Source organism: Altererythrobacter sp. Z27 (genome assembly GCF_052683155.1).
The window spans coordinates 160,376-185,911 of the sequence record NZ_JBQYMC010000001.1 but is presented as its reverse complement, the minus strand read 5'-3'; the positions used below and the strand labels follow the sequence as shown (position 1 = coordinate 185,911).

Annotated in this window: 25 protein-coding genes; 9 read left to right on the top strand and 16 right to left on the bottom strand. The window is 64.1% G+C overall.

Going from position 1 to position 25,536, the window contains the following annotated elements; genetic code table 11:
- Positions 1-33: 33 nt before the first annotated feature.
- The 11 genes from ACUJ47_RS00895 to ACUJ47_RS00845 form a co-directional block, all read right to left on the bottom strand.
- Positions 34-486: an ABA4-like family protein gene (locus tag ACUJ47_RS00895; protein ID WP_445536597.1), complete on the bottom strand. Its 453-nt coding sequence runs from the start codon at positions 484-486 to the stop codon at positions 34-36.
- On the bottom strand, positions 483-1,460 hold the full coding sequence (locus tag ACUJ47_RS00890) for a bile acid:sodium symporter family protein (RefSeq protein ID WP_445536596.1): 978 nt from the start codon (positions 1,458-1,460) through the stop codon (positions 483-485). The genes ACUJ47_RS00895 and ACUJ47_RS00890 overlap by 4 nt, the downstream gene beginning before the upstream one ends.
- Before the next feature lie 56 nt (positions 1,461-1,516).
- The gene (locus ACUJ47_RS00885; RefSeq protein WP_445536595.1) at positions 1,517-2,209 is read right to left on the bottom strand and encodes an NAD(P)H-binding protein; all 693 of its coding nucleotides are present in this window, start codon (positions 2,207-2,209) and stop codon (positions 1,517-1,519) included.
- Positions 2,202-3,362 carry a deoxyguanosinetriphosphate triphosphohydrolase gene (locus tag ACUJ47_RS00880; protein ID WP_445536594.1) on the bottom strand — a complete coding sequence of 387 codons (1,161 nt, stop codon included), beginning with the start codon at positions 3,360-3,362 and terminating at the stop codon, positions 2,202-2,204. Before ACUJ47_RS00880 ends, ACUJ47_RS00885 begins: the two co-directional genes overlap by 8 nt.
- Positions 3,363-3,453: 91 nt before the next feature.
- On the bottom strand, positions 3,454-4,416 hold the full coding sequence (locus ACUJ47_RS00875) for an alpha/beta fold hydrolase (RefSeq protein ID WP_445536593.1): 963 nt from the start codon (positions 4,414-4,416) through the stop codon (positions 3,454-3,456).
- A complete protein-coding gene (locus ACUJ47_RS00870) occupies positions 4,413-5,432 on the bottom strand; it encodes an SO2930 family diheme c-type cytochrome (protein WP_445536592.1) in 1,020 nt (339 codons plus the stop codon). The genes ACUJ47_RS00875 and ACUJ47_RS00870 overlap by 4 nt, the downstream gene beginning before the upstream one ends.
- A complete protein-coding gene (locus ACUJ47_RS00865; RefSeq protein ID WP_445536591.1) occupies positions 5,429-6,631 on the bottom strand; it encodes a parallel beta-helix domain-containing protein in 1,203 nt (400 codons plus the stop codon). The genes ACUJ47_RS00870 and ACUJ47_RS00865 overlap by 4 nt, the downstream gene beginning before the upstream one ends.
- 55 nt (positions 6,632-6,686) lie before the next feature.
- The gene (locus ACUJ47_RS00860) at positions 6,687-8,135 is read right to left on the bottom strand and encodes an NAD(P)(+) transhydrogenase (Re/Si-specific) subunit beta (protein ID WP_445536590.1); all 1,449 of its coding nucleotides are present in this window, start codon (positions 8,133-8,135) and stop codon (positions 6,687-6,689) included.
- Positions 8,136-8,218: 83 nt separating this feature from the next.
- Entirely contained in the window at positions 8,219-8,503 is a 285-nt protein-coding gene (locus ACUJ47_RS00855) for an NAD(P) transhydrogenase subunit alpha (protein ID WP_445536589.1), read from the bottom strand.
- A 5-nt stretch (positions 8,504-8,508) separates the two neighbouring features.
- Positions 8,509-9,630: an NAD(P) transhydrogenase subunit alpha gene (locus ACUJ47_RS00850; RefSeq protein ID WP_445536588.1), complete on the bottom strand. Its 1,122-nt coding sequence runs from the start codon at positions 9,628-9,630 to the stop codon at positions 8,509-8,511.
- Between the two features lie 10 nt (positions 9,631-9,640).
- Entirely contained in the window at positions 9,641-9,763 is a 123-nt protein-coding gene (locus ACUJ47_RS00845) for an aa3-type cytochrome c oxidase subunit IV (protein ID WP_445536587.1), read from the bottom strand.
- 144 nt (positions 9,764-9,907) lie between these two features.
- On the opposite strand from ACUJ47_RS00845, the gene ACUJ47_RS00840 reads away from it, so the two are divergent.
- Positions 9,908-11,350 (top strand): sigma-54-dependent transcriptional regulator, encoded by a 1,443-nt coding sequence (locus ACUJ47_RS00840; protein WP_445536586.1) that lies wholly within the window; start codon positions 9,908-9,910, stop codon positions 11,348-11,350.
- Between the two features lie 130 nt (positions 11,351-11,480).
- The gene (locus tag ACUJ47_RS00835; RefSeq protein ID WP_445536585.1) at positions 11,481-12,272 is read left to right on the top strand and encodes an SDR family NAD(P)-dependent oxidoreductase; all 792 of its coding nucleotides are present in this window, start codon (positions 11,481-11,483) and stop codon (positions 12,270-12,272) included.
- Here the strand turns inward: ACUJ47_RS00835 and folP are convergent.
- From folP to ACUJ47_RS00815, 4 genes are all read right to left on the bottom strand, one after another.
- Positions 12,261-13,373: a dihydropteroate synthase gene (folP, locus tag ACUJ47_RS00830; RefSeq protein WP_445536584.1), complete on the bottom strand. Its 1,113-nt coding sequence runs from the start codon at positions 13,371-13,373 to the stop codon at positions 12,261-12,263. The genes ACUJ47_RS00835 and folP overlap by 12 nt on opposite strands.
- A gap of 165 nt (positions 13,374-13,538) precedes the next feature.
- Positions 13,539-14,687 carry a site-specific DNA-methyltransferase gene (locus ACUJ47_RS00825; RefSeq protein WP_445536583.1) on the bottom strand — a complete coding sequence of 383 codons (1,149 nt, stop codon included), beginning with the start codon at positions 14,685-14,687 and terminating at the stop codon, positions 13,539-13,541.
- Between the two features lie 217 nt (positions 14,688-14,904).
- Positions 14,905-15,831: a calcium/sodium antiporter gene (locus tag ACUJ47_RS00820; protein ID WP_445536582.1), complete on the bottom strand. Its 927-nt coding sequence runs from the start codon at positions 15,829-15,831 to the stop codon at positions 14,905-14,907.
- A 27-nt stretch (positions 15,832-15,858) separates the two neighbouring features.
- Positions 15,859-16,485 carry a ribonuclease HII gene (locus ACUJ47_RS00815; protein ID WP_445536581.1) on the bottom strand — a complete coding sequence of 209 codons (627 nt, stop codon included), beginning with the start codon at positions 16,483-16,485 and terminating at the stop codon, positions 15,859-15,861.
- Here ACUJ47_RS00815 and ACUJ47_RS00810 point away from each other — a divergent pair.
- The 6 genes from ACUJ47_RS00810 to ACUJ47_RS00785 all read left to right on the top strand — a co-directional run bounded on the left by ACUJ47_RS00810 (position 16,484) and on the right by ACUJ47_RS00785 (position 21,372).
- Entirely contained in the window at positions 16,484-17,635 is a 1,152-nt protein-coding gene (locus tag ACUJ47_RS00810; protein WP_445536580.1) for a PQQ-dependent sugar dehydrogenase, read from the top strand. The two genes, ACUJ47_RS00815 and ACUJ47_RS00810, sit on opposite strands and share 2 nt — an antisense overlap.
- 66 nt (positions 17,636-17,701) lie before the next feature.
- Positions 17,702-18,250 (top strand): GNAT family N-acetyltransferase, encoded by a 549-nt coding sequence (locus tag ACUJ47_RS00805; RefSeq protein WP_445536579.1) that lies wholly within the window; start codon positions 17,702-17,704, stop codon positions 18,248-18,250.
- A gap of 27 nt (positions 18,251-18,277) precedes the next feature.
- Positions 18,278-18,826 carry a DUF1285 domain-containing protein gene (locus ACUJ47_RS00800; protein ID WP_445536578.1) on the top strand — a complete coding sequence of 183 codons (549 nt, stop codon included), beginning with the start codon at positions 18,278-18,280 and terminating at the stop codon, positions 18,824-18,826.
- Positions 18,823-19,431, top strand: a complete 609-nt coding sequence (locus ACUJ47_RS00795) for a CoA pyrophosphatase (protein WP_445536577.1) — start codon at positions 18,823-18,825, stop codon at positions 19,429-19,431. The genes ACUJ47_RS00800 and ACUJ47_RS00795 overlap by 4 nt, the downstream gene beginning before the upstream one ends.
- Positions 19,421-20,611: a CCA tRNA nucleotidyltransferase gene (locus tag ACUJ47_RS00790; protein WP_445536576.1), complete on the top strand. Its 1,191-nt coding sequence runs from the start codon at positions 19,421-19,423 to the stop codon at positions 20,609-20,611. The genes ACUJ47_RS00795 and ACUJ47_RS00790 overlap by 11 nt, the downstream gene beginning before the upstream one ends.
- Before the next feature lie 212 nt (positions 20,612-20,823).
- Positions 20,824-21,372: a hypothetical protein gene (locus ACUJ47_RS00785; RefSeq protein WP_445536575.1), complete on the top strand. Its 549-nt coding sequence runs from the start codon at positions 20,824-20,826 to the stop codon at positions 21,370-21,372.
- Positions 21,373-21,435: 63 nt separating this feature from the next.
- Here ACUJ47_RS00785 and parC read toward each other — a convergent pair whose 3' ends face one another.
- The gene (gene parC / locus ACUJ47_RS00780) at positions 21,436-23,751 is read right to left on the bottom strand and encodes a DNA topoisomerase IV subunit A (protein ID WP_445536574.1); all 2,316 of its coding nucleotides are present in this window, start codon (positions 23,749-23,751) and stop codon (positions 21,436-21,438) included.
- A gap of 239 nt (positions 23,752-23,990) precedes the next feature.
- On the opposite strand from parC, the gene ACUJ47_RS00775 reads away from it, so the two are divergent.
- Entirely contained in the window at positions 23,991-25,529 is a 1,539-nt protein-coding gene (locus tag ACUJ47_RS00775) for a serine hydrolase (RefSeq protein ID WP_445536573.1), read from the top strand.
- Positions 25,530-25,536: the final 7 nt, after the last annotated feature.

Here is a 25,536-nt window from a genome sequence, read left to right as displayed (position 1 = left end):
GCCAGTGCGCCAACGGTTCCCGGCCCGGCCACATCAGTTCCAGCGACCGCTTGCCCGCGCGCGCGGCTCACGCAGCAACATCCAGAGGAACAGCCCGAGCGGTCCGGCCATGAAGGTCGCGACGAGAATAGGAGCCTGGATGAAGCGCGAAAAGCCCTTGGCGTCGGCGTCGCGCGCTATCCAGATTCCGACGAACAGGTCGAAGGCAAGGTAATGCACCCAGCCCATCGTGAGCCCGCCCTTCGCTGAGAACAGCGTCTGCACGCCTTCGATCGAGCTGAAATTGCCGCCCGCCATGCTGCCGCCCGGATCGGCCAGGCCAGTGACCAAGCCGACCAGTATCCCTGCGTAGAGCAGGCTGAGCAGGCCGACCACGAGATAGAGCAATGCGCTGAGCAAGGCCGGCCAGCGCGGCAACAGGATCAGCGCCGCCCAGCTGATCATGGCAAGCATGTTCGCCGCCCCGAAAATAGCATCCCAGCTCATTCACTCTCTCCTTGGTTCTTGCGCCGCCACCACGCCGCCAGCAGGCTGCCGATGACCACGTGATAGACTGCGGAAACCGCGCTCGGCACCGGTGCCAGCGCAGCCTGCATCGGCGAGGCAAATTGCGACGCGAAACTGGGGGCGGAAGCGAGCGTCGAGCCGAGGCCGCTGTTTTGCATCCCCACTTCGATCGCACAGGTGCGCCGCTCCGCCTCGCCCAGCCCCAGCAAGCCGCTGAGCGCATAGCCTAGCGCAAAACCGGTCGCGTGAAGCGCCAGCAGCGCAAGCAGCAGCACGCCCGCATATTCCACGATCAGCGGCTTCGACTGGGCGATGATCCCGCCGACGATCAGCACCACACCGATCACCGAGGCGAGCGGCGAAACCGTGGCAATCCGCGCTGTAACGGCGGGAAACAGGCGATTGAGCGCAACGCCCGCCACCACTGGCAGCAGCACGACGGTGATCATCCCCTGGAACAGCGCCCATCGGTCGATCTCGACATAGACGCCCGCCAGCCAGCCGGTCAGCAGCGGCGTCGCCACCACTGCGATCATCGTGGAAGCGAGCGTGAGGGTAACCGACAGCGCCAGATTGGCGCGCGCGAGATAGGTGACCACGTTCGAGGCAGTGCCTCCGGGGCAGCAGGCGACCAGGATCAGCCCGACCGCCAGCCCGGTTTCTAGCCCGAACAATGTCGCAAAGGCGATCCCCGCCAGCGGCATCACCGTGAACTGCAACGCCACGCCGCTCGCAACAGCACGCGGCAGCTTCAGGACACGCGCGAAATCCTGCGGCGAAAGAGTAAGCCCCATGCCGAGCATGATCACGCCCAGCAGCACACTCACCAGCGATTGGCCGAAAGGCCTGAAGCTGCCGTCAACCACCCACAGGAAATGCTCGGGAATGACCCACGCCCAGGCGGTGCCGAGCACTGTCCAGACCGCAAACAGATTGGTCGCCCAGCGGATCATCGCGGCGCACTCTCCCCCTCATTTCCTGCGGGCTTAGCGCGCGCAGACGCGGGTGGCTAGCCGCCCTGCTTGGCCCATTCTCGAGCGGCACGACGGATACTGTCATTGTCGTGGGTGAAGCGCCCGCCCGCGCGGCGCGTTGCAAGACCGATTGCTCCCATGGCCACTTCGCTTGCCTCGATCGAACGGTACTTGCGCAATTTTCCGTTGAGGAACGGGTCGACCAGCGGGCTGGCGATGATAGCCAGCCGTTCGCCGAGGCGCCGGTCATTCTCGCGCGCGCCCTTCAGCAATCCGGGGCGCAGCAGGTCGAGCCGCTTCAATCCGACCTTCGAGAGTTCGCCTTCGACCTCGCCTTTGACCCGCAGATACAGGTTCTTCGAACGAGGATCGGCCCCAACCGAACTGATCGATACCAATCGCTGGATACCGGCCGCATGCGCCGCCCGCGCCGTCGCCAGCACCAGTTGCTGGTCGACCGCGCGAAAGGCCTCCTCATCCTCGCCGGACTTCTTCCACGTTGTGCCGAGCGCGGAAATCAGCGCGGTGGGCTGCAAGGCTTCGAACACTTCGCCCCACTTGTCCGGCTCTGCCACGAACAGTTCCATGCGTGCGCCGCGCGGCAGCTTCATCTCGCGTCGCGCGATCGCGACGAGGCGCACGTCGCTGCGGCCGATGCACGCATCGATCACCGCGCGGCCGATCAGCCCGGTCGCGCCCACCAGTGCCAGGCGAAGCGGCTCAGACATTGGTCAGCCCCCTTGGCCGCTCGCCATAGATCGCAGCGCAGCGTTCGATTGCGAAGCGGTCGCTCATCCCGGCGATGAAATCGGCGATGACCCGCGAACGGTGCGGATCGTTTGCAGGCAGGCGATCCTGCCATTCCTGCGGCATCAAGCTGGCATCCTGCGAATAGGCGGCGAACAGCCGCGCAACCACGTCACGCGCGCGCTGGGCCGCTGCAACCTGGTCAGAGTGGAAGTAGAGTCGTTCGTACATGAAGCGCTTCAGCCCGCGTTCGGCCTGCGCCATGGCGGGCGAGAAGCCGCCGAGCTGGCGCCCGGCGTCGCGAACTTCGTCAACCGAACCGAGCCCATGCGCCTGTTCTCGCGTGTGCGTGATTACATCGTTCACCATCAGCCCGATCTGGTCGCGGACAAGCTCGCGCAGCAGCCGGTCGCGCGATTCGCGCGGATGGCGGCGCTCGACTTCGCGCCACTGGTCGGCGAGGAAATCGAGTTCAAGCAGATCTTCGAGCGTCAGGAATCCTGCGCGCAAGCCATCGTCGATATCGTGATTGTCATAGGCGATGTCATCCGCCACCGCCGCTACCTGCGCTTCGAGCGAAGGCCATTGGCCAAGGTCGAGCGGGAAGGCCTCGTCCAGCTCGGCCAGCGCCCAGTTCGGCGCGGCAATCGGTCCATTGTGCTTCGCCAGCCCTTCGAGCAGGTCCCATGTCAGGTTGAGCCCCTCATGCCCCGGATAGGGGCTTTCCAGCCGCATGACCGTGCGCAGCGCCTGGGCATTGTGGTCGAACCCGCCATGCCGCTGCATCGCTTCCTCAAGCGCATCCTCCCCCGCATGGCCGAACGGCGGGTGGCCCAGATCATGCGCGAGGCAGAGCGCTTCGGTCAGGTCTTCATCGAGGCCCAGCGCACGCGCGATCACCCGCCCGATCTGCGCCACTTCAAGGCTGTGCGTCATCCTTGTACGGTAATGGTCGCCTTCGGGAGAGATGAACACCTGCGTCTTGGAGCGCAGCCGCCGGAAGCTCATCGAATGGATGATGCGGTCGCGGTCGCGCTGGAATTCGCTGCGCGGGCCGCGTGTGCCCGCGTGCTCCAGCGGGAATTCGCGGCCACGGCTGGCACTTGGATCGGCGGCGTAGGGAGCTCGGTTCATCGGTGGCTGCGACTTAGGTGAGGCGCCGCGAGGCGACAAGCGAAACAATCGCGCGACACCGGCCAAACCGGTGCTTGACCGGCTTTGCCCGTTAGCCCTCCGGAGCCAGCGGGAACAGCTGCTCCAGCCAGGCACGCAGATCGTCGACGCTTTGTTCGGGCGCTTCATCCTGCGGCAAGTGACCGATGCCGGGATATTCGACAAGCGTGCTTGCGGGCAGCACACGGTCGTACCAGCGTCCCGCCTCGACCGGGATCAACGCGTCCTCTACGCCCCACATAACCAGAGCGGGCATGTCGAGCGCAGCAACCTGCTCTTCAGTGAACGGCGTCCGCGGAAGCGAGAAGCGCGCCACGGTGGCCGCGCGGTTCCCCGGATAACGCAGCATTTCCCAATAACGATCGACCGCTTGCGGGGTCACGACCTCCTCGTTGCTGACGCTTTGCCTGAGCGACTTCTCGACCATCGATCGCGGAGTCACATGCTCCATCAGCTTGTTGATCACCGGCGTGCGGGCAATGGTGAAACCGATATTCCCGCCGCCTTCGCGCTGGATCGGCGCGCCGCCCGCATCGACCAGCACCATGCCATAGAGCCGGTCCGGATGTTCGATCGCATAGGCAACGGTAAGCCCGCCACCCATCGAGTTTCCACCGAGCACGAATTGCTCAAGCCCGAGATTATCGGCCACCGCCTGGATATCGCCGACGAAGCTTGCCGGGGAATAGTCATCATCGGGCGCTGGCCCGGTAAGGCCATGGCCGCGCTGATCGAAGCGGATCACGCGGTAATCCGCCTTGAGCGCCTCTACCCACGGCTGCCAGGTAGAAAGGTCTGCGTTGGAGCCGTGCAGCAGGATGATGACGGGCGCATCGCGCGGCCCCTCGTCACGCAGATGGACAGTCAAACCATTGCCGAGCTCGACGAATTGGGAAGGCGCGCCCGCATATTTGGCCCGCATCTCGGCGGGATCGGTATCCGGTGTGCGCAGCAGCAGGAATGCCACCAGCAGAAGTGCGAACAGAATGCCGACTATGCGCAGAACCCATTTCATCGCTCGCTCTCCATTCCCGCGATCCATTTCGTGACAGCAGCCACGCCTTCGGCATCCACCGTGCCCTTGCCCAGTTCGGGCATTGCCACACCTGGCTCGATCGATCGCATACGGTACAGCAGGATCGAATCTTCGGGCTGGCCGGGGACGATGCTGAATTCATGCCCGCCCGCCCCGCGTCCGGCAGCCACCGGGCGCTTGAAAAAACCGATCGAATGCGGATCGGTTTGCTCCCAGCGCAGGTCGAGGCCCGAATTCGAAGCGGTTGCGCCCGGCTGATGGCAATGCGCGCAATTGACGTCGAGATATGCGCGCGCGGCCGCCGCAGGTTCCGCCCGGTCGCGCGCCTCCCACAAGGGAAGTACATCGGCGCCCGCAGGCAAGGCGTCGAGATGCTTGGCTGCGACCATCTGCTCGAGCCATGCCCCCGAAAGGTTGCGCGCCTTGGGCCCGATTGGCGTCACTTCGCCATTCAGACCGTGGCATTCCTTGCACTGGTTTTTGTTGGGGATGCGGTAGTTCAGTTCTTCACCTGAAGGTGTGGTGACCGGCAAACGGGCACCTGCCAGCGCCAACCGCGCCTCGGTCTGCTCGGCGTTCCAGCGATAGGGCAAAGCCACCCAGCCATCGGCGCGGTGGAGCAGCACCCGTGTTTCGATCAGGCGGCGGCCACTTCCCTCGCCGAACGCGAATGTCTTGATCAGCGCACTGCCGACCGGGAATTTCAGCAGGCCTTCGCCGTCAGCTACCGCCCGCTTTCCCTTCGGTACATAGGCAAAGCGCAGCTTCTCGGCACCATCCGAATAGAGCGGAACATTGAGGCGATAGGGCACTACACCGGCAGCTGGAACCTGCCGGGGGCCGTCCGCGAAAAAGCCGAACTCCCCAAGCGTCTGGGGCAGCGCATCCTCGAGGATCGCAGTGTCGGAAACTTCAGTTGTCCCAAGCGCCGCCTGTGCCACCGCCGTAGCGAAGGCCAGCGTACCGGCAGCCAGAAAAATCAGGCCCTGCTTCACATCAAACGCGCTTCAAGCTCTGCGGGCGCACCGGTGACTTGCGACAGCGAAGCTACGTCGCTGACCGGCGCCTCAAGCGGGCCAGGAGTGGCTTCGGCAAGGTCGGCACCCTGCCGCGGCAGGTTGAGCGACCAGCCTGCCGTTCCCTCCGCAACGCTCAAGGCTATCGCATCGCCATCCTGCAATCCGTCCCAAAGGACCGGGGGCAGCGCCCCTCCAAACGCCTCGAGCAAGGCCTCGGCCCCGTCGAGATCCGGCGCGCTTCCGCCATCCTCATAGATATTGGCGGCAACCACCACATTGCGCGGATAGGGATTGTAGCGCTCGTCATCGAACGGAAGCGTGTAGGAAACCACCATCACTTGCGCCGTATCGTTCTTCGTCAGGACGTTCTCGGCCAAAAGCACATTGTCATTGGCCATCACCAATATGCCGGTGCCGCGCTTTACCCCGCCGACGATGTTTCCGGGAGGCGCGAAATTGTCGACGTCGTTTTCCGTGACGAGATTCCGACGGACCACCACATCGCCGCCGCCCATTACCGGCAGGCCGGGAAGGTCGAACACCAGGATGCCGCCAGTGTTATGTGTCGCGAGGTTTTCCTCGACCACGGCGTTGCGGCTGTTCTCGATCTCGATTCCAGCCACATTGAACTGCACCAGCGAGTGGCGCACGGTGATGTCGCGGCTCTGGCCGACATAGATGCCTGCGTCGGACGCGCCCGATACTTCGCAGCCCACGACCAGCACCCCGGTGCTTTCGACCGGATAGATGCCATAAGCGCCATTGGAGCTCAGCGGTCCGCCGGTCCAGGTGACGCGAATGCCCTGATAGACGATTCCGTCCGCGCCTTTGGATTTGATGCCGTCACCCTTGGGATTTTCGACTGCGAAATCGCGCAGCGTGACATTGTCGGAAGTGACAAGCAGCCCCTCGCCCGAATCGCTCTGGCCGGTGAAGTCGAGGATCGAATCCTTCGAACCGGCGCCGCGCAGGGTGACTCCGTCAACGTCGAGGCTAAGGCCATCCGTAAGCATGAAACGACCCGCCTCAAGCACGATTTCATCGCCCGGCTCGGCCAGGATCAGGGCTTCCTGCAGGCGCTCTTGCGCACCCTCGCCCGGAGCAATTGTGTGGGTTCCGGCGACCGCCGGAGCAGCGCTCGCCAACAGCAGCGCCGTGATTGAAAGTCTGAACATTGCTATCTCTCCCGTCGGCACCATTCTGCCCGACGGTCGAGCGATTGCAAGGGTACTAGTCCAACGCTTTCACGATTTCCTCGACCATCTTCTTGGCATCAGCCAGCAGCATCACGGTCTGGTTCATGTAGAACACGTCATTGTCGACACCGGCATAGCCAACACCGCCCATGCTGCGCTTGATGAAGAACACCTGCTTGGCCTTGTCGACGTCGAACACCGGCATGCCATAGATCGGGCTGGTCTTGTCCGTCTTCGCGGCCGGGTTCACGACATCGTTTGCGCCGATGATAAAGGCGACGTCGCACTGGGCGAATTCGCTGTTGATGTCGTCCAGCTCGAAAACTTCATCATAGGGCACGTTGGCTTCCGCCAGCAGCACGTTCATGTGGCCCGGCATGCGGCCCGCGACGGGGTGGATCGCATATTTGACCTCCACGCCCTTTTCCTTGAGCAGGTCCGCCATTTCACGCAGAGCGTGCTGCGCTTGCGCCACGGCCATGCCATAACCGGGGATGATGATGACCTTTTCGGCCTGTTCGAGCATGAAGGCCGCGTCTTCCGCGCTACCCTGCTTGTAGGGGCGTTGCTCGCCTCCACCTGCCGCCGCAGTCGCTCCGGATTCGGCGCCGAAACCGCCCGCGATCACCGAGATGAAGCTGCGGTTCATCGCGCGACACATGATGTAGCTCAGGATAGCGCCCGACGAGCCTACCAGCGCGCCGGTAATGATCATCGCCGTATTGCCTAGCGTGAAGCCCATCGCCGCTGCGGCCCAGCCCGAATAGGAATTGAGCATCGACACAACCACCGGCATGTCCGCGCCGCCGATAGGGATGATCAGCAGGAAGCCGATGGCGAAGGACAGGACGGTCAGCGCCACGATCAGCGTCATAGTTTCGGTGGGTGCCGCAGCCGCAAACAGGCCGGTCAGCACTATGATTGCCGCCAGCGTGCCGAGATTGATGAAATGCCGTGCGGGAAGCAGGATCGGCGCGCCGCTCATCTTGCCTGACAATTTGGCAAAGGCGATGACCGAGCCTGAGAATGTGATTGCACCGATCGCGATGCCGAGCCCCATCTCGATCTTGCTGACAGGCGCGATGCCGCCATCAGCCAGCAGCAGCCCGAACGCGCCCGGACTGAGATAGGCCGCCCAGCCGACCAGCACCGCGGCGAGGCCGACCAGCGAGTGGAACGCCGCGACCAGTTCGGGCATCTGCGTCATCGCGATGCGCCGCGCTATGGTGAAGCCGAGGATACCGCCCAGGAAGATCGCAATTCCGATCTCGGGCAGGTTCGCGATGTCATGCGTGACGAGCGTGGTCGCCACTGCGATGAGCATGCCGGCCATGCCGAAGCGGTTGCCCGTCCGGCTCGTCGCGGGCGAGGACAGGCCGCGCAGCGCGAGGATGAAGAGCACGCCGGAGATGAGGTAGGCGACTGCGACCCAGGGGTTCACTGTTCCGTGAGATGCGACCGTTTCACCGGCCTGCATTGCCATCTGGTCGTAGGTCAGCGGAATAGTGGGGCTGCAATCATCTCGTAAGCACTCGGCAACGGCGCCGCTGGAGAGGAAGGAGGGCATCACTTCTTCTCCTTCTTCTTGTACATCGCCAGCATGCGCTCAGTGACGGCGAAGCCGCCGAAAATGTTGACGCTCGCCAGCACCACGCCCGCAAGCCCCAGCCATTTGGCGATGTCACTGCTAGCTTCGGCCGCGGAAATCAGCGCACCGACGATAATCACTGAAGAAATCGCATTGGTCACCGCCATCAGCGGCGTGTGCAGCGCCGGGGTCACCGACCACACAACATAGTAACCGACGAAGCACGCCAGCACGAAGATCGAGAGGATTGAAATGAAGTCCATCTGGCTTACCCCTTCAGCCTCTCGTCAACGATTTCACCGCCCTGCGTCAGGCGCACGGCATTGCCGATCTTTTCGTCCAGCACCGGCTTTCCCTGCTCTTTGTCCCAGAAGGCGGAAAGGAAATTGTAGAGGTTGCGCGCGAACAGTGCGGAGGAGTCCGCCGCGAGGTGGCTGGGCGTGTTCGAATAGCCCATGATCGTGACGCCGTGGCGCACCACCAGCTCATCTGGCTTCGATCCTTCGACATTGCCGCCCTGGGCCACCGCGAGGTCGAAGATCACGCTGCCCGGCTTCATCGTGGCGATTTGCTCGTCCGAAATGAGCCGGGGAGCAGCGCGCCCCGGAATCAAGGCAGTGGTTATCACGATATCCTGCTTGGCGATATGGCCGGATACCAGCTCGGCCTGCGCCTTCTGGTATTCTTCCGACATTTCCGTGGCATAGCCGCCACTGCCTTCGCCCTCGATCCCTGCGACGCTTTCGACGAAGATCGCCTTCGCGCCGAGTGACTGGATCTGTTCCCTGGTTGCGGAACGAACGTCAGTGGCGGAAACCTGCGCACCCAGCCGCTTCGCGGTCGCAATCGCCTGCAAGCCTGCCACGCCCACGCCCATGATGAAGACGCGCGCCGCCTGAACCGTGCCTGCAGCGGTCATCATCATCGGAAATGCACGGCCATACTGGTCGGCCGCGGCGATCACCGCCTTGTAGCCCGACAGGTTCGACTGGCTGGAAAGCACGTCCATGCTCTGCGCGCGGGTGATGCGCGGCATGAACTCCATTGAAAGGGCCTCAAGCCCCGCCTTGGCATAGGCCGCCACGCGGTCCTTGCGCCCGAACGGATCGAAGGTCGCTGCAACCCAGGCACCCGGCTTTGCGCCGGCCAACAGCTCGACATCGGGTGCCTGCACACCCAGCACGATGTCAGCGCCCTTCACCGTTTCAGCGGCAGGACCCACGGCAGCGCCCGCTTCCGCGTAATCGCCATCGGCGATCGCAGCGTGTTCGCCCGCGCTTGCCTCTACTGCGATTTCAGCGCCCAGAGCGGCGAACTTGCGCACCGTTTCGGGAGTGATTGCCACGCGCCGCTCGCCGGCGGCGCGTTCCTTCAGAACCGCAATGCGCAAAACGACGCGCCTAGTTTGAGATCATTGCAATGACGATCAGGGCGATCACCGCGATCACCGGAACCGACCATTTCAGCATGCTGATGAAGCCGCCATAGGTCTTTTCGGCCGATTTCATGTCATGCGAAGCCATTTACGCGTCCCCTACTGGATTGAAGTGTCGCACCGCTCTATCGCGCAAAACTCCCTATCACAAGGCCATCGGGGGCAATCTCATCCCATCGGATCAGCCTTAATAGGGTCTTTACCCGCACGCGCTAATCAGGGGTCCTGTTTCATGACGGGACGGTTTGTGGCGATGACGACGGGCGAACAGCGCGTGCTGATGCTGATTGATGACGAACCGGCGCAATGCCGGTTGATCAGTGCGCTCGCCGCGCGCGAAGGCTGGCGCACGATCATCGCGGGCGATCCCGACACCGCGGTCGCCATGCTGGGCACGCGCGACGGCATGCAGCTTTCGGCCATCATCCTCGATCAGTGGGTTCCAGGCGACGATGCCTGCCAGCTGATCGAAGAATTGAAGCGCCGCCGCCCCGCCCTGCCGATCCTGATGCTCACCACCAGCGCATCGCCGCTGCTCGCCGTGGAAGCGATGCGCGCTGGCGCTGCAGACTACCTTATCAAGCCGGTCGCTCCGGATCGCTTGCTCGAAGCGCTGCGTGCTGCGACCGAGCGCGAGCGCCCCCAGGACGAGCTTCAGCCGCTCACCGAAAAAATGCCGGCCAAGCTCGATTTCGACGCCATGGTGGGCAACGAGCCCAAGTTCCGCACTGCACTGGCGCAAGCGGCCAAGGCTGCGCGCGGCCACGGCCATGTGCTGATCGAAGGCGAGAGCGGCACCGGCAAGGAAATGCTGATGCGCGCGATGCACGCGGCCAGCCCGCGTTCGAAGGCGCCCTTCCGCATCATCAACCTTGCGGGCGTTCCCGCGAACTCGATCGAATCGGTGCTGTTCGGACACGAGCCCGGCGCATTTGCCGGGGCCTTCGACCGCCAGATCGGCGCGCTGCAGCAATGCGATGGCGGCACGCTGGTGCTCGACGAGGTCGACCGGCTGAGCGAGCGGCTTCAGGGCAAGCTGCTCGAAATGCTCGAAACCGGCATCGTCCGCCCGCTCGGCGCGAGCCACGGGTTCCGCATCGACGTACGCTTGCTGAGTGCGGGAAATTTGCCGCTGGGGGAACTGGCGAAGGCCGGAAAATTCGATCCGGTGCTGCTCGACAAGCTCGCGCACACTGCAATCAAGCTTCCGTCGCTGCGCGAACGCGCTGGCGACATTCCCGCGCTCACGCGGCATTTCCTCGGGCGCATTGGCGACCAGCCGGGGCTCAGGCACCTCTCGATCGCTGATTCGGCGCTGGCGCTGCTCAAGGCCTATGACTGGCCCGGCAATGTCCGCCAGTTGCAGGCGGTGCTGTTCCGCGCAGCCGTGTTCTGCGACAATGAAGCACTGACTGCCGAAAGCTTCCCGCAACTGAGCGAACTGCTGGGCGAACAGCCGCAGGACATCGACGGCTCGTTCCATGATGGCGCCGGTGTGATGCTCTACACGGAGGACGGAAACCTCCGGCCGCTCGAAGATATCGAAGCCGATGTCATCCGCCTCGCCATCGGCCATTATCGCGGCCGCATGACCGAGGTGGCGCGTCGGCTCGGCATCGGCCGTTCGACGCTTTACCGCAAGCTGGCGGACCTGGGTATCGACAACGCCGCCTGAGCGGTTTAATGCGCGCCTCAAGAAAAGGAGTTCCTCAATTGGTCCAGTGACACCGCCCAGGCGGATGAAATGCACTCAACACAGCGCCGCGGATGGCGCGACATGACCAATTGTAAAACAGGAATTTCATATGCCCCGTCTCAAGGGAAAAATTTGTATTGTAACCGGCGGTGCCCGCGGCATCGGTCGCGGTGTTTGCAAAGCTTTCAAGCGCGAAGGCGCGACGGTTGTCCTGACCGATATCGAGGAAGCCGCAGGTAGGAAAGCCGCACAAGAGATTGGCTGCGAGTTCTTTGAACTCGACGTGCGCGATGAAGCACAATGGAACCGGCTGGCGAAAGCACATCCGGCGATCGACGTGCTCGTCAACAACGCCGGGATCACCGGCTTCGAATCCTCGCCCGGCCCGCACGATCCGGAACATGCCTCGCTAGCCGAATGGCACGCTGTGCACGCGGTCAACACCGACGGAACCTTCCTCGGCTGCCGCTACGCATTGAAGGCGATGAAGGCCAAGGGCACCGGCTCGATCATCAACATGTCATCGCGTTCGGGCGTCGTCGGGATTCCCGCCGCAGCGGCCTATGCCGCCTCGAAGGCAGCGATCCGCAACCACTCCAAATCCGTTGCGCTCTATGCGGCGGGCCAAGGATGGGCGATCCGCTGCAATTCGGTGCAACCGGCAGCAATCCTGACCCCGATGTGGGAAGCGCTGCTGGGCGACGAGCCCGGGCGCGAGGAACGGATGAAGGCGATGGTGGCCGATACCCCGCTAAAGCGTTTCGGCACGGTCGAGGAAGTAGCAGCGTTGTGCGTCTATCTCGCCAGCGACGAAAGCGCCTATATGACCGGCAGCGAGTTGACGCTCGATGGCGGCTTGCTGGCAGGTTCGGCGGCCTCCCCCGGCCAATCAGACGGGTAAATTCGAAAAGTCCGTCAACGCGGCATCGCGCAGGCCCCGCCATACATTGCGGGCCTGCACGGTGTCGGCGACATCGTGCACCCGCAGCAGCTGGACCCCGGCGTTCATCCCGGCGATCGCCAGCGCGATGCTCCCGCCCAGCCGCTGGTGGGCCGGAGCTTCGTTCGACAGCGCCCCGATCATCCGCTTGCGGCTGGCACCCAGCAGCAGCGGCTGGCCCAGCGCGTGGAACAGGGGCAGCGCACCCACCAGCGCAAGGTTGTCAGCCAGCGACTTGCCGAAACCGATGCCCGGATCGAGGATGATGTTCGCACGCGAAATCCCCGCGGCAATCGCCGCATCGCGCCGTTCCTTCAGCCAGTCGAACACGTCGAACACCACACTGCTGTAAGTGGCGTTGGAATGCAGGTCTTCCCCGTCACCCGGCGCATGCATCAGGATGACCGGGCAGCCGCTGTTCGCCGCGAGCGTGAAGCTGCGCGGATCGTGCCGCATCGCGGACACGTCATTCGCGATATGCGCACCCGCCGCCAGCGCCGCTTCGAGCACGCCCGCGCGGCGCGTGTCGACGCTGATCGCAGCCCCCATGGCGGCGCAATATTCGACTGCCGGGAGCACGCGCTCCTTCTCGTCGCCTTCCCAGGTCGCAGCTGCGCCCGGCCGCGTGCTTTCGCCGCCAATATCGATGATCGCCGCGCCCGCTTCGAGCATGGCTGCGGCATGTTCGCGCCCCGCTTCGGGCCGGTCGAGGAACTCGCCGCCGTCGGAGAAACTGTCGGGCGTCACATTGAGGATGCCCATCACTTGCGGCTGGTCGAGCCGGATGGTGCGCGCCCCGCATTCGAGCGCCGGATGCACCAAAGCGAGATGGCACCATTGCGCCTGCGCTTCGTCGGCTACGCTGGCGGGCAAGCCCTCCAGCACTTCAGCCATCTCTGCCGGGCTGGCGAGCCAACGTTCGGCAGTCTTGCCATCGCGCCGCAGGATCACGGCAAAGCGATGCGCATAGATCATACCACCCGCAAGGCGGATCGTATTGCCCTCTTCATGCTGGGGGCCGGGGGCAAAGCCGATCGGACGAATGTAGATGCTGTCGGTCATCGGGCCTCGGTGAATTCGGATCGGGCGGACCGATGCGACACATGCGACATAGTCCTGAACAAGAAAATCCGCCTTGCGATCAACCGCACGTCAGGCTCCAGAGAAAAGGTGCGCTTGCACGGCATTTGCCCAGTCTAACAAGCAATCTGCGTGTAGGACAGCGCCTCAATCCTCGGTCGCGAGCAGGTACAATTGGCGCGCGGCATCGATCGGCTTGACCTCGCCGCCATCTTCATAGTGCCAGAAGGTCCAGCCGTTGCAGCTCGGCGCGCCTTGCAAATCCTTGCCCAAGCTGTGGATGCTGCCGGTCTGCTTGCCGCCCGAACCATTGAGCGTGAGCGAGCCGTCCGCACGGACGCTGGCGATCCAGCGACGCTTCTTGTCGAACACTTCAGTGCCGGGCTTGAGATATCCGCTTTCGACCAGTGATCCGAAGGCCACGCGCGGCGCGGTCTTGGCGCTTTGCATCGTCATCAGCGAGCTTTCGTCGAGCGGCAGTTCCTTCTCGATCCGCTTCAGTGCGGCGTCGCGATAGTTATTCTCGCGCTCGCAGCCGATCCATTCGCGGCCAAGCCGCTTGGCGACCGCACCGGTGGTGCCGGTGCCGAAGAACGGGTCGAGCACGACGTCGCCCTTTTCGGTGGTGGCGAGCAGCACGCGATAGAGCAGCGCCTCGGGCTTCTGCGTCGGGTGGACCTTGTGCCCGCCCTCTTTCAGCCGCTCGGGGCCCGAACAGATCGGCAGCAGCCAGTCGCTGCGCATTTGCAGCTCGTCATTGAGCGTTTTCATCGCGCGATAGTTGAAGTGGTATTTGGCCTTTTCGCCCATGCTCGCCCACAGCAGCGTTTCATGCGCATTGGTGAAGCGGGTGCCCTTGAAATTGGGCATGGGGTTCGACTTGCGCCACACGATGTCGTTGAGGATCCAGAAGCCGAGGTCCTGCAGGATCGCGCCGACGCGGTAGATATTGTGATAGCTGCCGATCACCCACAGCGAACCGTCGGGCTTGAGCACGCGGCGCGCTTCGGTCAGCCAGTCGCGCGTGAATTCGTCGTACGCGCGGAAGCTTTCGAACTGGTCCCAGTGATCGGTAACGGCATCGACCTGGCTGCCGTCGGGGCGATTGAGGTCGCCGCCCAGCTGCAGATTATACGGCGGATCGGCAAAGACGCAGTCGACCGATGCGCTCGGCAGGCTGCGCATTGCTTCGATGCAATCGCCCGAAAGGATCTGCCCAAGAGGCAGCTCCACCGGTGCGGCAACAGCAGTTCGGGCGCGCATTTCGCGCGCTTTTGCGGTCTCGAGGACCCCCATGATGCATTCCCCTCAGATCAGTTATCCACAGGGTGAGTCCTGACGGACTCCGGGTCAAGCACCAAATGATCGTCGATTATGGTTAACAGGCCGTTAGCTAAGGGAGAACGAAAAGAGTCCCACACAAGATATTGAGTCTGATGCGATTCCTCAGACTCGACATGCTGCGGTGTTGCCCAGAGGACTCAATCGGATTGCGAAGTGCCTGGGCGAAGTGTCAGGCGAACATCATCGCGGTGTTGGCGGCAAAGGCGACCAGCAGCAGCGCGCCGATCATGCGGCTGATTTCCCTGGCACGCCATACCAGCAGCAGGAATGCGACCGCGCTGAGCGCCAGCAGCACCATTTCATAGGCCAGCATTTCGACCGGCACTGCGAAGGGGGCGATCGTCATCGTCACGCCGCCAATCAGCAATATGTTGTAGATGTTCGAGCCGACGACATTTCCGATCGCAAGGCCGGGCTTGCCGCGGATCGCAGCCGCAACCGACGCCGCCAGCTCGGGAAGCGAAGTGCCGATGGCCACCACCGTAAGTCCGATCACCGTTTCGGAAATGCCGCTGAGCCGCGCAAGATCGATCGCACCGGTCACCAGCGCCTGCCCGCCAGCGACCAGCAGGCCCAGCCCGATCGCGAACAACAGCAGCGCCGCCGGAAGGCGCACCTGCGCCTCGGGCTCGTCCTCTTCATCGCCCGCATCGCTATGCGGATGGTTGTAGCGCCAATAGACATAGGCGACGATCCCCGCGAGCAGCGCCGCGCCGAGCCACACCGAACCGATCTGCATGGCGGTGATGCCCCACAGCAGCAGCGTCGCGGCCAGTGCCACGACCGCATCGCGCCGCCCCGAACCGCTGAGTGCGATCGGCATCACCAGCGCGGTCGCGCCCAGGATCAGCAGCGTATTGGCAATGTTCGATCCGACGATATTGCCCCATGCGATACCCGGCGAACCCGCCATTGCCGCTTCCACGCTCGCCACCATTTCGGGCATGGAAGTTGCGGCCCCCACGATCACCAGCCCGGTCACGAGGTTGGACACGCCAAGCCGCTGGGCGATGCCGACCGCGCCGCGCACCAGCAGTTCGCCACCGATGGCAAGGCCGGCAAGGCCTGCCAGGCTGTATAGAATCGCTTCGATCATGCCGCGGCGGTTAGACGAATTGCGGGATTAGAGAAGCGCCAATTGCGCAACCGGGGCAAAGCTTTGCCGATGCAGGGGGGTTGGTCCATGCTCGCGCAACGCTTCAAGGTGCTCGGGCGTTCCATAGCCCTTGTTGCGTTCCCATCCGTAATGCGGATGCGCCTCTGCCGCTTCGCACATCAGCCGGTCGCGCCATTCCTTCGCGACGATCGACGCGGCCGAAATCGCAGGCTCGCTGGCATCGCCGCCGATGATCGCTCGTGCCTGATGCCAGCGCCATTCGGCGCAGCGCCCGTGCGGAGTGAAATTGCCGTCGATCAGGATGACGTCGGGCTCGGCGCCGAGGCGCTCGACCAGCTGGGCGACCGCACGCGTCATCGCATGCATGGTCGCGACCAATATGTTGAGCCGGTCGATCTCTTGCGGTTCCACCACGCCAAGGCCCCAGGCGCAATCGGCCCGGATGCGCGTGTCGAGTGTTTCGCGGCGCTTGGCGGAAAGCTGCTTGGAATCGGCAAGCCCGTTCGGAACGGGCTGGCAAAGCACAACCGCCGCGGCTACCACCGGCCCCGCCAAGGGCCCGCGCCCCGCCTCGTCCACTCCGACGATCAGCGGCCGGGCACCGAAATCCATTTCGTGAGTTGCAGAAGCCATGACCATGATCTCGAAACTGTCACCCGCCATATTCCCTGCCTCGATCCTGCTCGCAAGCTGCGGCGCCACCGCAAATGTGGACACTGGGCCTGCTGCCGCCGACGTGGCGGTCGAGGAAGTAGCGACATTTGAACGCCCCTGGGCCGCCGCTTTCGTGCCCGGCACCGAAGTGCTGGTGATCACGCTCAAGGCCGGCGAGCTGCGCGGCATCGATACTTCGACCGGCCGCCAGTTCGCCATAGCCGGCGCGCCGCAGGTCGATTTCGGCGGCCAGGGCGGCTTGGGCGATGTGGCCTTCCTCCCCAGCGAAGCGGCGCAAACCGTTGGCAGCCGCACCATCTACCTCAGCTGGGCCGAAGCGGGCGAAGGCGACACGCGCGGCGCAGTGGTGGGCCGCGGCACGCTGAACTGCGTGGCTGGCGGCGACTGCGCCGTCGAGGGGCTCGAGGTGATCTGGCGCCAGTCACCCAAGGTGACCGGGCGCGGCCACTATTCGCACCGCATCCGCTTCTCGCCCGACGAGCGTTACATGTTCGTCGCCAGCGGTGACCGTCAGAAGATGCAGCCCGCGCAGGACACGACCAATACGCTCGGCTCGATCGTGCGGCTCAACCTCGATGGAACGCCCGCAGAAGGCAATCCGCTCGCCGGCGAAGGCGGGGTGACCGCGCAGATCTGGTCGTGGGGCCACCGCAATATCCTGGGCATGGACTGGGATGCCGAAGGCCGCTTGTGGGAAGTGGAGCACGGCCCGGCCGGTGGCGACGAACTCAACCTCGTCAAGCCGGGCGCGAACTATGGCTGGCCCGAGCGCTCGTTCGGCGAGCATTACAATGGCGATCCGATCCCCGATCACACAGCGGATGACGGCTTCGCCCAGCCCGCGGCGCATTGGACCCCGGTGATCGCACCGGGCGACATGATCTTCTATCGCGGCGACATGTTCGGCGGCTGGAAGGGCGATGCGCTGATCACCGGGCTCGGCAGCGAAGCGCTGGTGCGCGTCGAGATCGACGGCGAAACCGCGCATGAAGCGGCTCGTTTCCAGCTTGGCGGGCGTTTGCGTTCGATCGACGAAGGGCCGGACGGCGCGCTGTGGGTGCTCGAAGACGGCGAAGGCGCGCGGCTGCTCAAGGTCACGCCCAAGTAAGCCCCGCCCGATACCGCACGATTTACATCGACAGGGGGCATCGCGCCGCTTAAGCGCGCCCGCGCAATGGCGAGTCTGATCCCCCTGAGCAATGTCGATGCCGATCTGATCGAGCAATTGCTCGACCGTGCCTTCGGTCCTGACCGGCACGCGCGCACCGCCTATCGTATCCGCGAAGGGACCGACTGGCTCGAAGCGCTGAGCTTCGCCGCGCTCGACGATGAAGACATGCTGGTGGGCACGATCCAGATCTGGCCGGTCGCGCTGACCGACCCGACGGGCAGGCCGCACCCGATGCTGATGGTCGGCCCGGTCGCGGTGCTACCCGAGCACCAGGGCGAAGGCTACGGCAAGGCATTGATGCTGGCCTCGCTCGAAGCGATCGCCCAGACTTCGCCTGCTGGCGGCGCGCTGCCGCAGGTGCTGATCGGCGACGAGGATTATTATGGCCGCTTCTTCGGCTTTTCCGCGCAGCATACCGGCAAATGGTACTGCCCCGGCCCGTTCGAACGCGGGCGGTTGCTGGCCCGCTGCGACAACCCCGCCGTGCTCCCCGAAGAGGGCATGCTCGGCCCCTGGCTGACCGAAGCGGCTGCGCGGGACTTGGCGGATTGAGCGCGATCTGGCATCGCTCGCCCCGCAATGCCTTATGAACCGCCGCCTTACCTTGCCGAACTGACGCTGGCGCAGATCGCCGAGCAGGTGGCCGCGCGCAAGCTGCCTCCGGTCGAGAGCTGGCAGCCCGAAAAGGTGAGCGACAGCCACATGCGGATCGCCGCAGACGGCACATGGTTCCACCAGGGCGAAAAGATCAGGCGCGAGGCGATGGTGCGTGCCTTTGCCGGGCTGCTGCTGCGCGACGATGCCGGAAATCACTGGCTGGTCACTCCGTTCGAGAAGGCCGCAATCGAAGTGGAGGATGCCGCCTTCATCGCGGTCGACGTCGCGCGGCGCGATGGAGGCCTCGCCTTCCGCCTCAACACTGACGAGCTGGTTATCGCAGGGCCGGAGCACCGCCTGCGCGCTACCGGCAATCCTGAGACCCCGGCGCTTTACCTGCAAGTGCGGCGCGGATGCGAGGCACGGCTCAACCGCAGCACCTACCAGCAGCTGGCCGAGATCGCGCTGGCCGAAAGCGGCGACTGGAGCGTCACCAGCATGGGCGAAACCTTCTCGCTGGTGCCGCAATGAGCGCGCTCTACGATCACCTGTCGCAGCTGTTTGAGCGCGGCCATGAAAGAGATATTCCCGACCTGCTGAGCGATGCGCGCTTTGCACAGGCGGGGCGGACCGCCGACGCCGCAGTGCTGATCGCCGTTACCGACAAACCCGAGCCGGGCGTGATCCTGACCCAGCGCCCGCGCGACATGCGCGACCATCCGGGGCAAGTCGCCTTTCCCGGCGGCAAAATCGACCCGGGCGAAGACGCGATTGCTGCCGCGCTGCGCGAGGCGGAAGAAGAGCTCTCCTTGCCCAGCAGCCATGTCCGCGTGATCGGCCAGACCGACCGCTACCTGACCGGCACCGGCTTCAATGTCACTCCCGTGCTGGGCGTGGTGCCGCCCGACCTCGACCTCAGCCCGAACCCCACCGAGGTCGAGGCATGGTTCGAGGCACCGCTCAAGCTGCTGCTCGAGCGCGAGCATTGGTCCACGCAGGAAGTGTTCTGGCGCGGCGAAACGCGGCGCTACCTCGAGCTGCATTACGAGGGCTTTCGCATCTGGGGCGTGACTGCGGCGATCATCGCCAATCTTGCGCGGCGGATCGCGCCCGAGGAGCTGGCCGATGTTCGCTGACCTCGCCGATGCCGCATGGACACGGCGCGAAGGGCTGAAGGCGCTCACCGATGCGCTGGGAGCGGAGAATATCCGCTGGGTAGGCGGCGCGATACGCGACAGCCTGCTCGGCGCGGATGTGAGCGATGTCGATTGCGCGACCGTGTTGCTGCCCGATGACGTCATGGAGCGTTGCCGCCATGCCGGCATCCGCACCGTGCCCACCGGGATCGAGCACGGAACGGTCACCGCCATCCTCAAGGGCGGGCCGGTCGAAATCACGACACTGCGGCGCGATGTCGCGACCGACGGACGGCGCGCCACTGTGGCCTTTGCGGAAAAGTGGGAAGAGGACGCGGCAAGGCGCGATTTCACCATCAACGCGCTCTATGCGCATCCGGAAACGCTTGAGATTTCGGATTATTTCGGCGGGATGGACGATCTGGCCGCGCGGCGCGTACGCTTCATCGGTGACGCGCGCGAGCGGATTCGCGAGGACCATTTGCGCATCCTGCGCTATTTCCGGTTCCAGGCGCGGTTCGGGGCCGAACTCGACCGCGAAGCCGAAGAAGCCTGCGCCGAGCTTGCCCCGACGCTCAAGGGACTGAGCCGCGAGCGTATTGCCGCCGAACTCGCGGCCTTGCTTTCATTGCCCGATCCCTATGCGACAGTCGCGCGGATGCGACAGCTGGGCGTGCTGCAGGTCGTGCTGCCCGAAGCTTCTCCGCAACAGGTCGAACTGCTCGGCCAAGTGGTCGCAGCCGAGCGCCAACAGGGATTCGCACCCGAACCGATGCGGCGAATGGCAGCGCTTTTGCCGCCGATGGTCGAAGTGGCAGAAACCGTTTCGGCGCGCCTGCGCCTGTCGCGCGCGCAGCGCGGGCACCTCGTCGCAATTGCCGCCCGGGAGCCCGGAGATTGCGACAATCCGCAAGCACTCGCCTATAGCGAAGGCAGCGCAGTGGCGATCGACCGGCTGCTGCTGCAGGGGGCGGACGCAAGCCCGTTAAGGCATTGGGATATCCCGCAATTCCCGCTCAAGGGTGGTGAAATCGTTGCCCGGGGAGTGTTGGCTGGCCCGCAGGTCGCGCGGACGCTGCGCAAGGTCGAGCAGTGCTGGATCGACGAAGGTTTCCCTTCGCGCACCCGCGTGCTGGAACTGCTCGATCGCGAGCTTTCCGGCCAAGGCGATCCCGCTTAAGCGCAGCTTCAGGCCCGGTCGGTAAAAGGGCGGCGTGGTTGCCTCGCCATGTTTTGTCTGGCTATAGGGTGAAACCAATGCGGCCCCATGCGCGGCTGCATTGAGGGATTCTGGCCTTTTTCAGTGTTCCGCCACAATTGAAACTGAAGTCCGGCGCGGCGCGAATTTCCGGATCGCGGCGCCGTTGGAATCGATTTGAACGGAGATAATGAATGAAATTTGCAAAGCTCGCCCTTCTGGCAACCGCGCTCGCCACAACTTCGATCGCAGCGCACGCGCAGGACGTTGGCTCCACCGTCTATGGCAATGATGGCCAGCCCATCGGCACGATCGAGAGCAATGACGGCACCAATGCCGTGATCAACACCGGCAAATATAGCGCCGCGCTGCCGCTGAGCGCGTTTGGACAGGGCGAAAGCGGCCCGACGCTGAACATTACCAAGGCTGCCATCGAAGAACAGCTTGCCGCAGCCCAGGCCGCCCAGGAACAGGCCATGGCCGAAGCCAAGGCCAAGGCCGAAGCCGAAGCCAAAGCCGCGCTGGTTGCGGCGCTGGTCGTGGGCGCTCCGGTCATCACCGCCGACGCGCAGTCGCTTGGCATGGTTGACGAGATTGCCGGACAGAACGTCGTCATCAAGGGCGAAGACGAATTGCTCGTCACCCTGCCGATCAGCCTGCTTGCCGCGCACCCCGAGGGCGGTGTGATGGCGCTGGCCAATTACGATGACATCATGGCCGCGCTGGAAGCCGTAGGCGGCTAAGCCATCTCGCCGGATTGAACGAAGGGCCGCCGGCATTGCCTGCGGCCCTTTTTCGTTTCCGGCTCAGTCTTCTTTCGAAGGCGGCGGGCTGAAGCAATTGTCCTTGGGGAAGCCCTGTGGCGGAAGGCGCCCGGCCGCACCGCGCGCAACCTTCCACTGCCAGATATCGCTTTCGGTCCGGGTGCGATCGCCCTTCCCGCCCATCTGCCAGCTTAGCCCCTCGCTGAGTACGAAGGTTGTCGCGTCCGAAAGGCCGCCGTCGCGATAGCGCTGCAGCGTCACGCCCTGCCCGCGCGCCAGCACCGGCACTTCCTCCAGGTTGAAGACGACCAGCTTGCGATTGTCGCCCACGCAGGCGACGTGGTCATGCCCCTCTCCGATCGGGTGGACGACATTCAGCTTCGCGCCGTCCTTGAGGTTCACCACCTGGCGGCCCTTGCGGGTTTCGGCCAGCAACTCGCTCTCTTCCGCGACGAAGCCCTTGCCCGGGGTCGAAGCGAGCAACAGGCGGGCGCCGGGCCGGTGCACCACCATGCCTGCGATCCCCGCCTCGGCCTCGAGATCGACCATCGATTGCACCGGCTCGCCAAAGCCGCGCGCGCCGGGCAGCTTGTCAGCCCCCAGCGTGTAGAAACGCCCGTTCTCTGCCGCGATCAGGATCTTGTCGGTGGTCTGCGCATGGGCGATGAAAGCGAGACCGTCGCCTTCCTTATACTTGAATTCCTGGTCGAGCGGGACATGCCCGCTCGCCGCGCGGATCCAGCCCTTGCGAGACAGGATCACCGTGACCGGCGCCTTCTCGATCATCGCATCCATGCTGAATTCGACCGCAGGCGCAGCTTCCTCGATCCGCGTGCGGCGCGCGCCCAGCGCGGTATCCTCGGCATATTCCTTGCGCAGATTGCCAAGATCGCGCTTCAGCCGCGTGCGCTGGCGCGCCGGGCTTTCGAGCAGCTTCTCGAGCTCGTCCTGCTCTTTCAGCAGGTCGTCCTTCTCCTGCCGCAGCTCCATTTCCTCGAGCCTGCGCAAGCTGCGCAGCCGCATATTGAGGATCGCTTCGACCTGCCGGTCGGTGAGGTTGAATTCCGCCATCATCACCGGCTTGGGCTCATCCTCGGTACGGATGATCTCGATCACCCGGTCGAGGTTGAGGAAAGCGATGATATAGCCTTCGACCAGTTCCAGCCGCCGCGCGATCTGGTCCAGCCGGTGCTGGGCGCGACGCTGGAGAATGTCGATCTGGCTCGCCACCCAGTTCTGCAGCAGTTCCTTCAGCCCCATTACCATGGGTGTGCGGTTCGCATCGAGCACGTTGAGGTTGAGCCCGAAGCGGGTTTCGAGATCGGTCAGCTTGAAGACCGATTCCTTGAGCAGGTCCGGATCGACATTGCGGCTGCGCGGCACCAGCACGATGCGGATCGCTTCGTCGCTCTCATCGCGCACATCCTCGAGGATCGGCAGCTTCTTGTCTGCAATCGCCGCCGCGATCTGCTCGATCAGCTTGCCCTTCTGCACCTGGTAGGGGATCTGGGAGATCACCAGCTGCCATTGGCCGCCGCCCAGCCGCTCGATGCCGGCATCACGGTCGGCCGCATCCTTCGCCTCGGCGGCATGGAACACCCCGCGCACACGGAACGATCCGCGCCCGGTTTCATAGGCATCCGCGATCACCTGCTTGCTGTCGATGATCTGCCCGCCGGTGGGGAAATCGGGGCCCTGGAACAGCTCCATCAGCCGCGCATGCTCGACATGCGGGTTGTCGATCAGCTCAAGCGTGGCATCGATGATCTCTGCGACGTTGTGGCTCGGGATATTGGTGGCCATCCCCACCGCGATCCCGCTCGAGCCATTGGCGAGGAGATTGGGGAACAGGCCGGGGAATATCTCCGGCTCCTGCTCTTCGCCATTGTAGGTCGGGATGAAATCGACCGTGCCTTCGTCGAGCCCGGCCATCAATTGCAGCGCGGTCTTGGTCAGCCGCGCTTCGGTGTAGCGATAGGCGGCGGCATTATCGCCGTCGATATTGCCGAAATTGCCCTGTCCTTCGACCAGCGGGTAACGCAGCGCGAAATCCTGCGCGAGGCGGACCATCGCGTCATAGACCGAGGCATCGCCATGCGGATGGTATTTGCCGATCACGTCGCCCACGACGCGAGCCGATTTCTTGAACGCCGAATTGGGATCGAGCTTGAGCTGGCGCATCGCCCACAGCAGGCGGCGGTGGACCGGCTTCAGCCCGTCGCGCAGGTCGGGCAGCGAACGCGCGGTGATGGTCGACAGCGCATAGACGAGATAGCGCTCTTCCAGCGCGGAATCGAACGGCGCGTCGACGATTGCATCAAAGGGATCGGGTTCGGTCATATCGATTACGTCAGGCATTGCTCACGCGCTTAGCAATGCGCGCGGGCGAGCGGGAGAGGCGTTTCCACAGGAACGCTGATCGGCGGCGGAAATATGCGGCCTTTTGCCCCCTTCAACCCGTTCATCGAAGCAGAGCGGCCATTGGCAGAGCGGCAATGGCGCCAATCGACGCTTGCCTGCCCTTGATAGACCGTCGCTCGTTTCCGCTGCCCGGCTGATCGAAAGCGGTGCGCCTCTCAAATCACAAGGACTTGCAAATGACCCGTACCTTCGCCGCTATCGTCGCGCTGGCGACAAGCCAGCCGGCTTTGGCCCAATTGACGAACGAACAGCTCGAACGGGAAGCTGCCGCCGCTTTCGAACAGATGGCGCCGGTGGGAATGGCTGTGGCGGTGGTGCGCGAAGGCGAACCCGTTTGGCTACAGGGATATGGATCGCTGGAGCTTGGCGACAACGAGCCGGTGAATGCGGATACGGCATTCCCCATTCACTCGATGACCAAAAGCTTCACTTCGGCCGCGCTCGCGCTGCTGGTGGACGAAGGCAAGATCGCCTGGTCCGACCCGGTGCGCAAGCACATCCCCGAATTCGAAATGAGCGATCCCTATGTGACCGAGCACATGACCGTGCGCGACCTGCTGGTGCACAATTCGGGCCTCGCGCTGGGTGCAGGCGATTTGCTGCACTGGCCCGACCAGGCATCGACCACCGGGGAATTCATCTCCGCACTCAAATATCTGCCACTGGAAACGAGTTTTCGTGAAGGCTTCGCCTATGACAACATCCTCTACATGGTCGCCGGAGAGGTCGTAGCCCGGGCGTCAGGCATGACATGGGGCGAATTCGTGCAGGCGCGCCTGTTCGCGCCGCTGGGAATGACCAGCTGTTCGACCTCATCGGCCGGCACTCGCGCTGCATCCACGGCGGTCCAGCATTCGCGCGAACCCGGTGGCGAGCCCGCCGCCCGCGCCGACATCCGCATGCTCGAAGAACCCTCGGGAAGCATAAGCTGCTCGGTGCGCGACGTCGCCAAATGGACGCAGCTCCAGCTCAGCGGCGGCAAGCTGGCGGATGGCACGCAGCTGCTCTCGCCCGATCGAATCAGGGAAATGCACGCGCCGGTTGTCACGCTCGGCCTGCCGAACTTCATGCGCCGCCTCGGGAATGCTCATTTCAACAATGTCGCGCTCGGCTGGTTCACTTCCGACTTTGCCGGGACGCTGCTGGTGGAACACGGCGGCACCGGTCCCGGCGGACTGACCAACATGGTCCTGCTTCCCGAAAAGGACGCGGCGGTGGTGGTGCTGGTGAACGATATGGTTCCCGCGACTTTCCTGACATACCGCTTTGCCGATCTGGTCGTGCGCGGCGACGAGGCTTCGGACTGGATCGAATATGTGATCGGGGCCGACAAAAGGCGCGCGGCGCGGTTCATCGAGGCCCGGCAGCAGCAGGGCTCCGCGCCCGCCAATGCAGCGGCGCCTTCGCTGCCGCTCGATGCCTATGCTGGCAGCTATCGTGACCCGTGGTACGGCGAGATCGTCGTGGGCCGGAACGAAAGCGGCCTGACGCTGCATTTTCCTCGCTCGAAGCTGCTCAACGGACCCCTGGTCCAATGGGATGGCGACACGTTCCTTGCCCGCTGGCCCGATCGCAGCCTCGATGCCGATGCGCTGGTTACTTTCGTCAAGGATGCCGACGGCAAAATCGCGTCGATGAAGCTGCGCGCATTGTCGGACAGCACCGACTTTTCATACGATTACCAGCACCTTGCACCCGTCAGGATCGGAGAATAATCTCCGG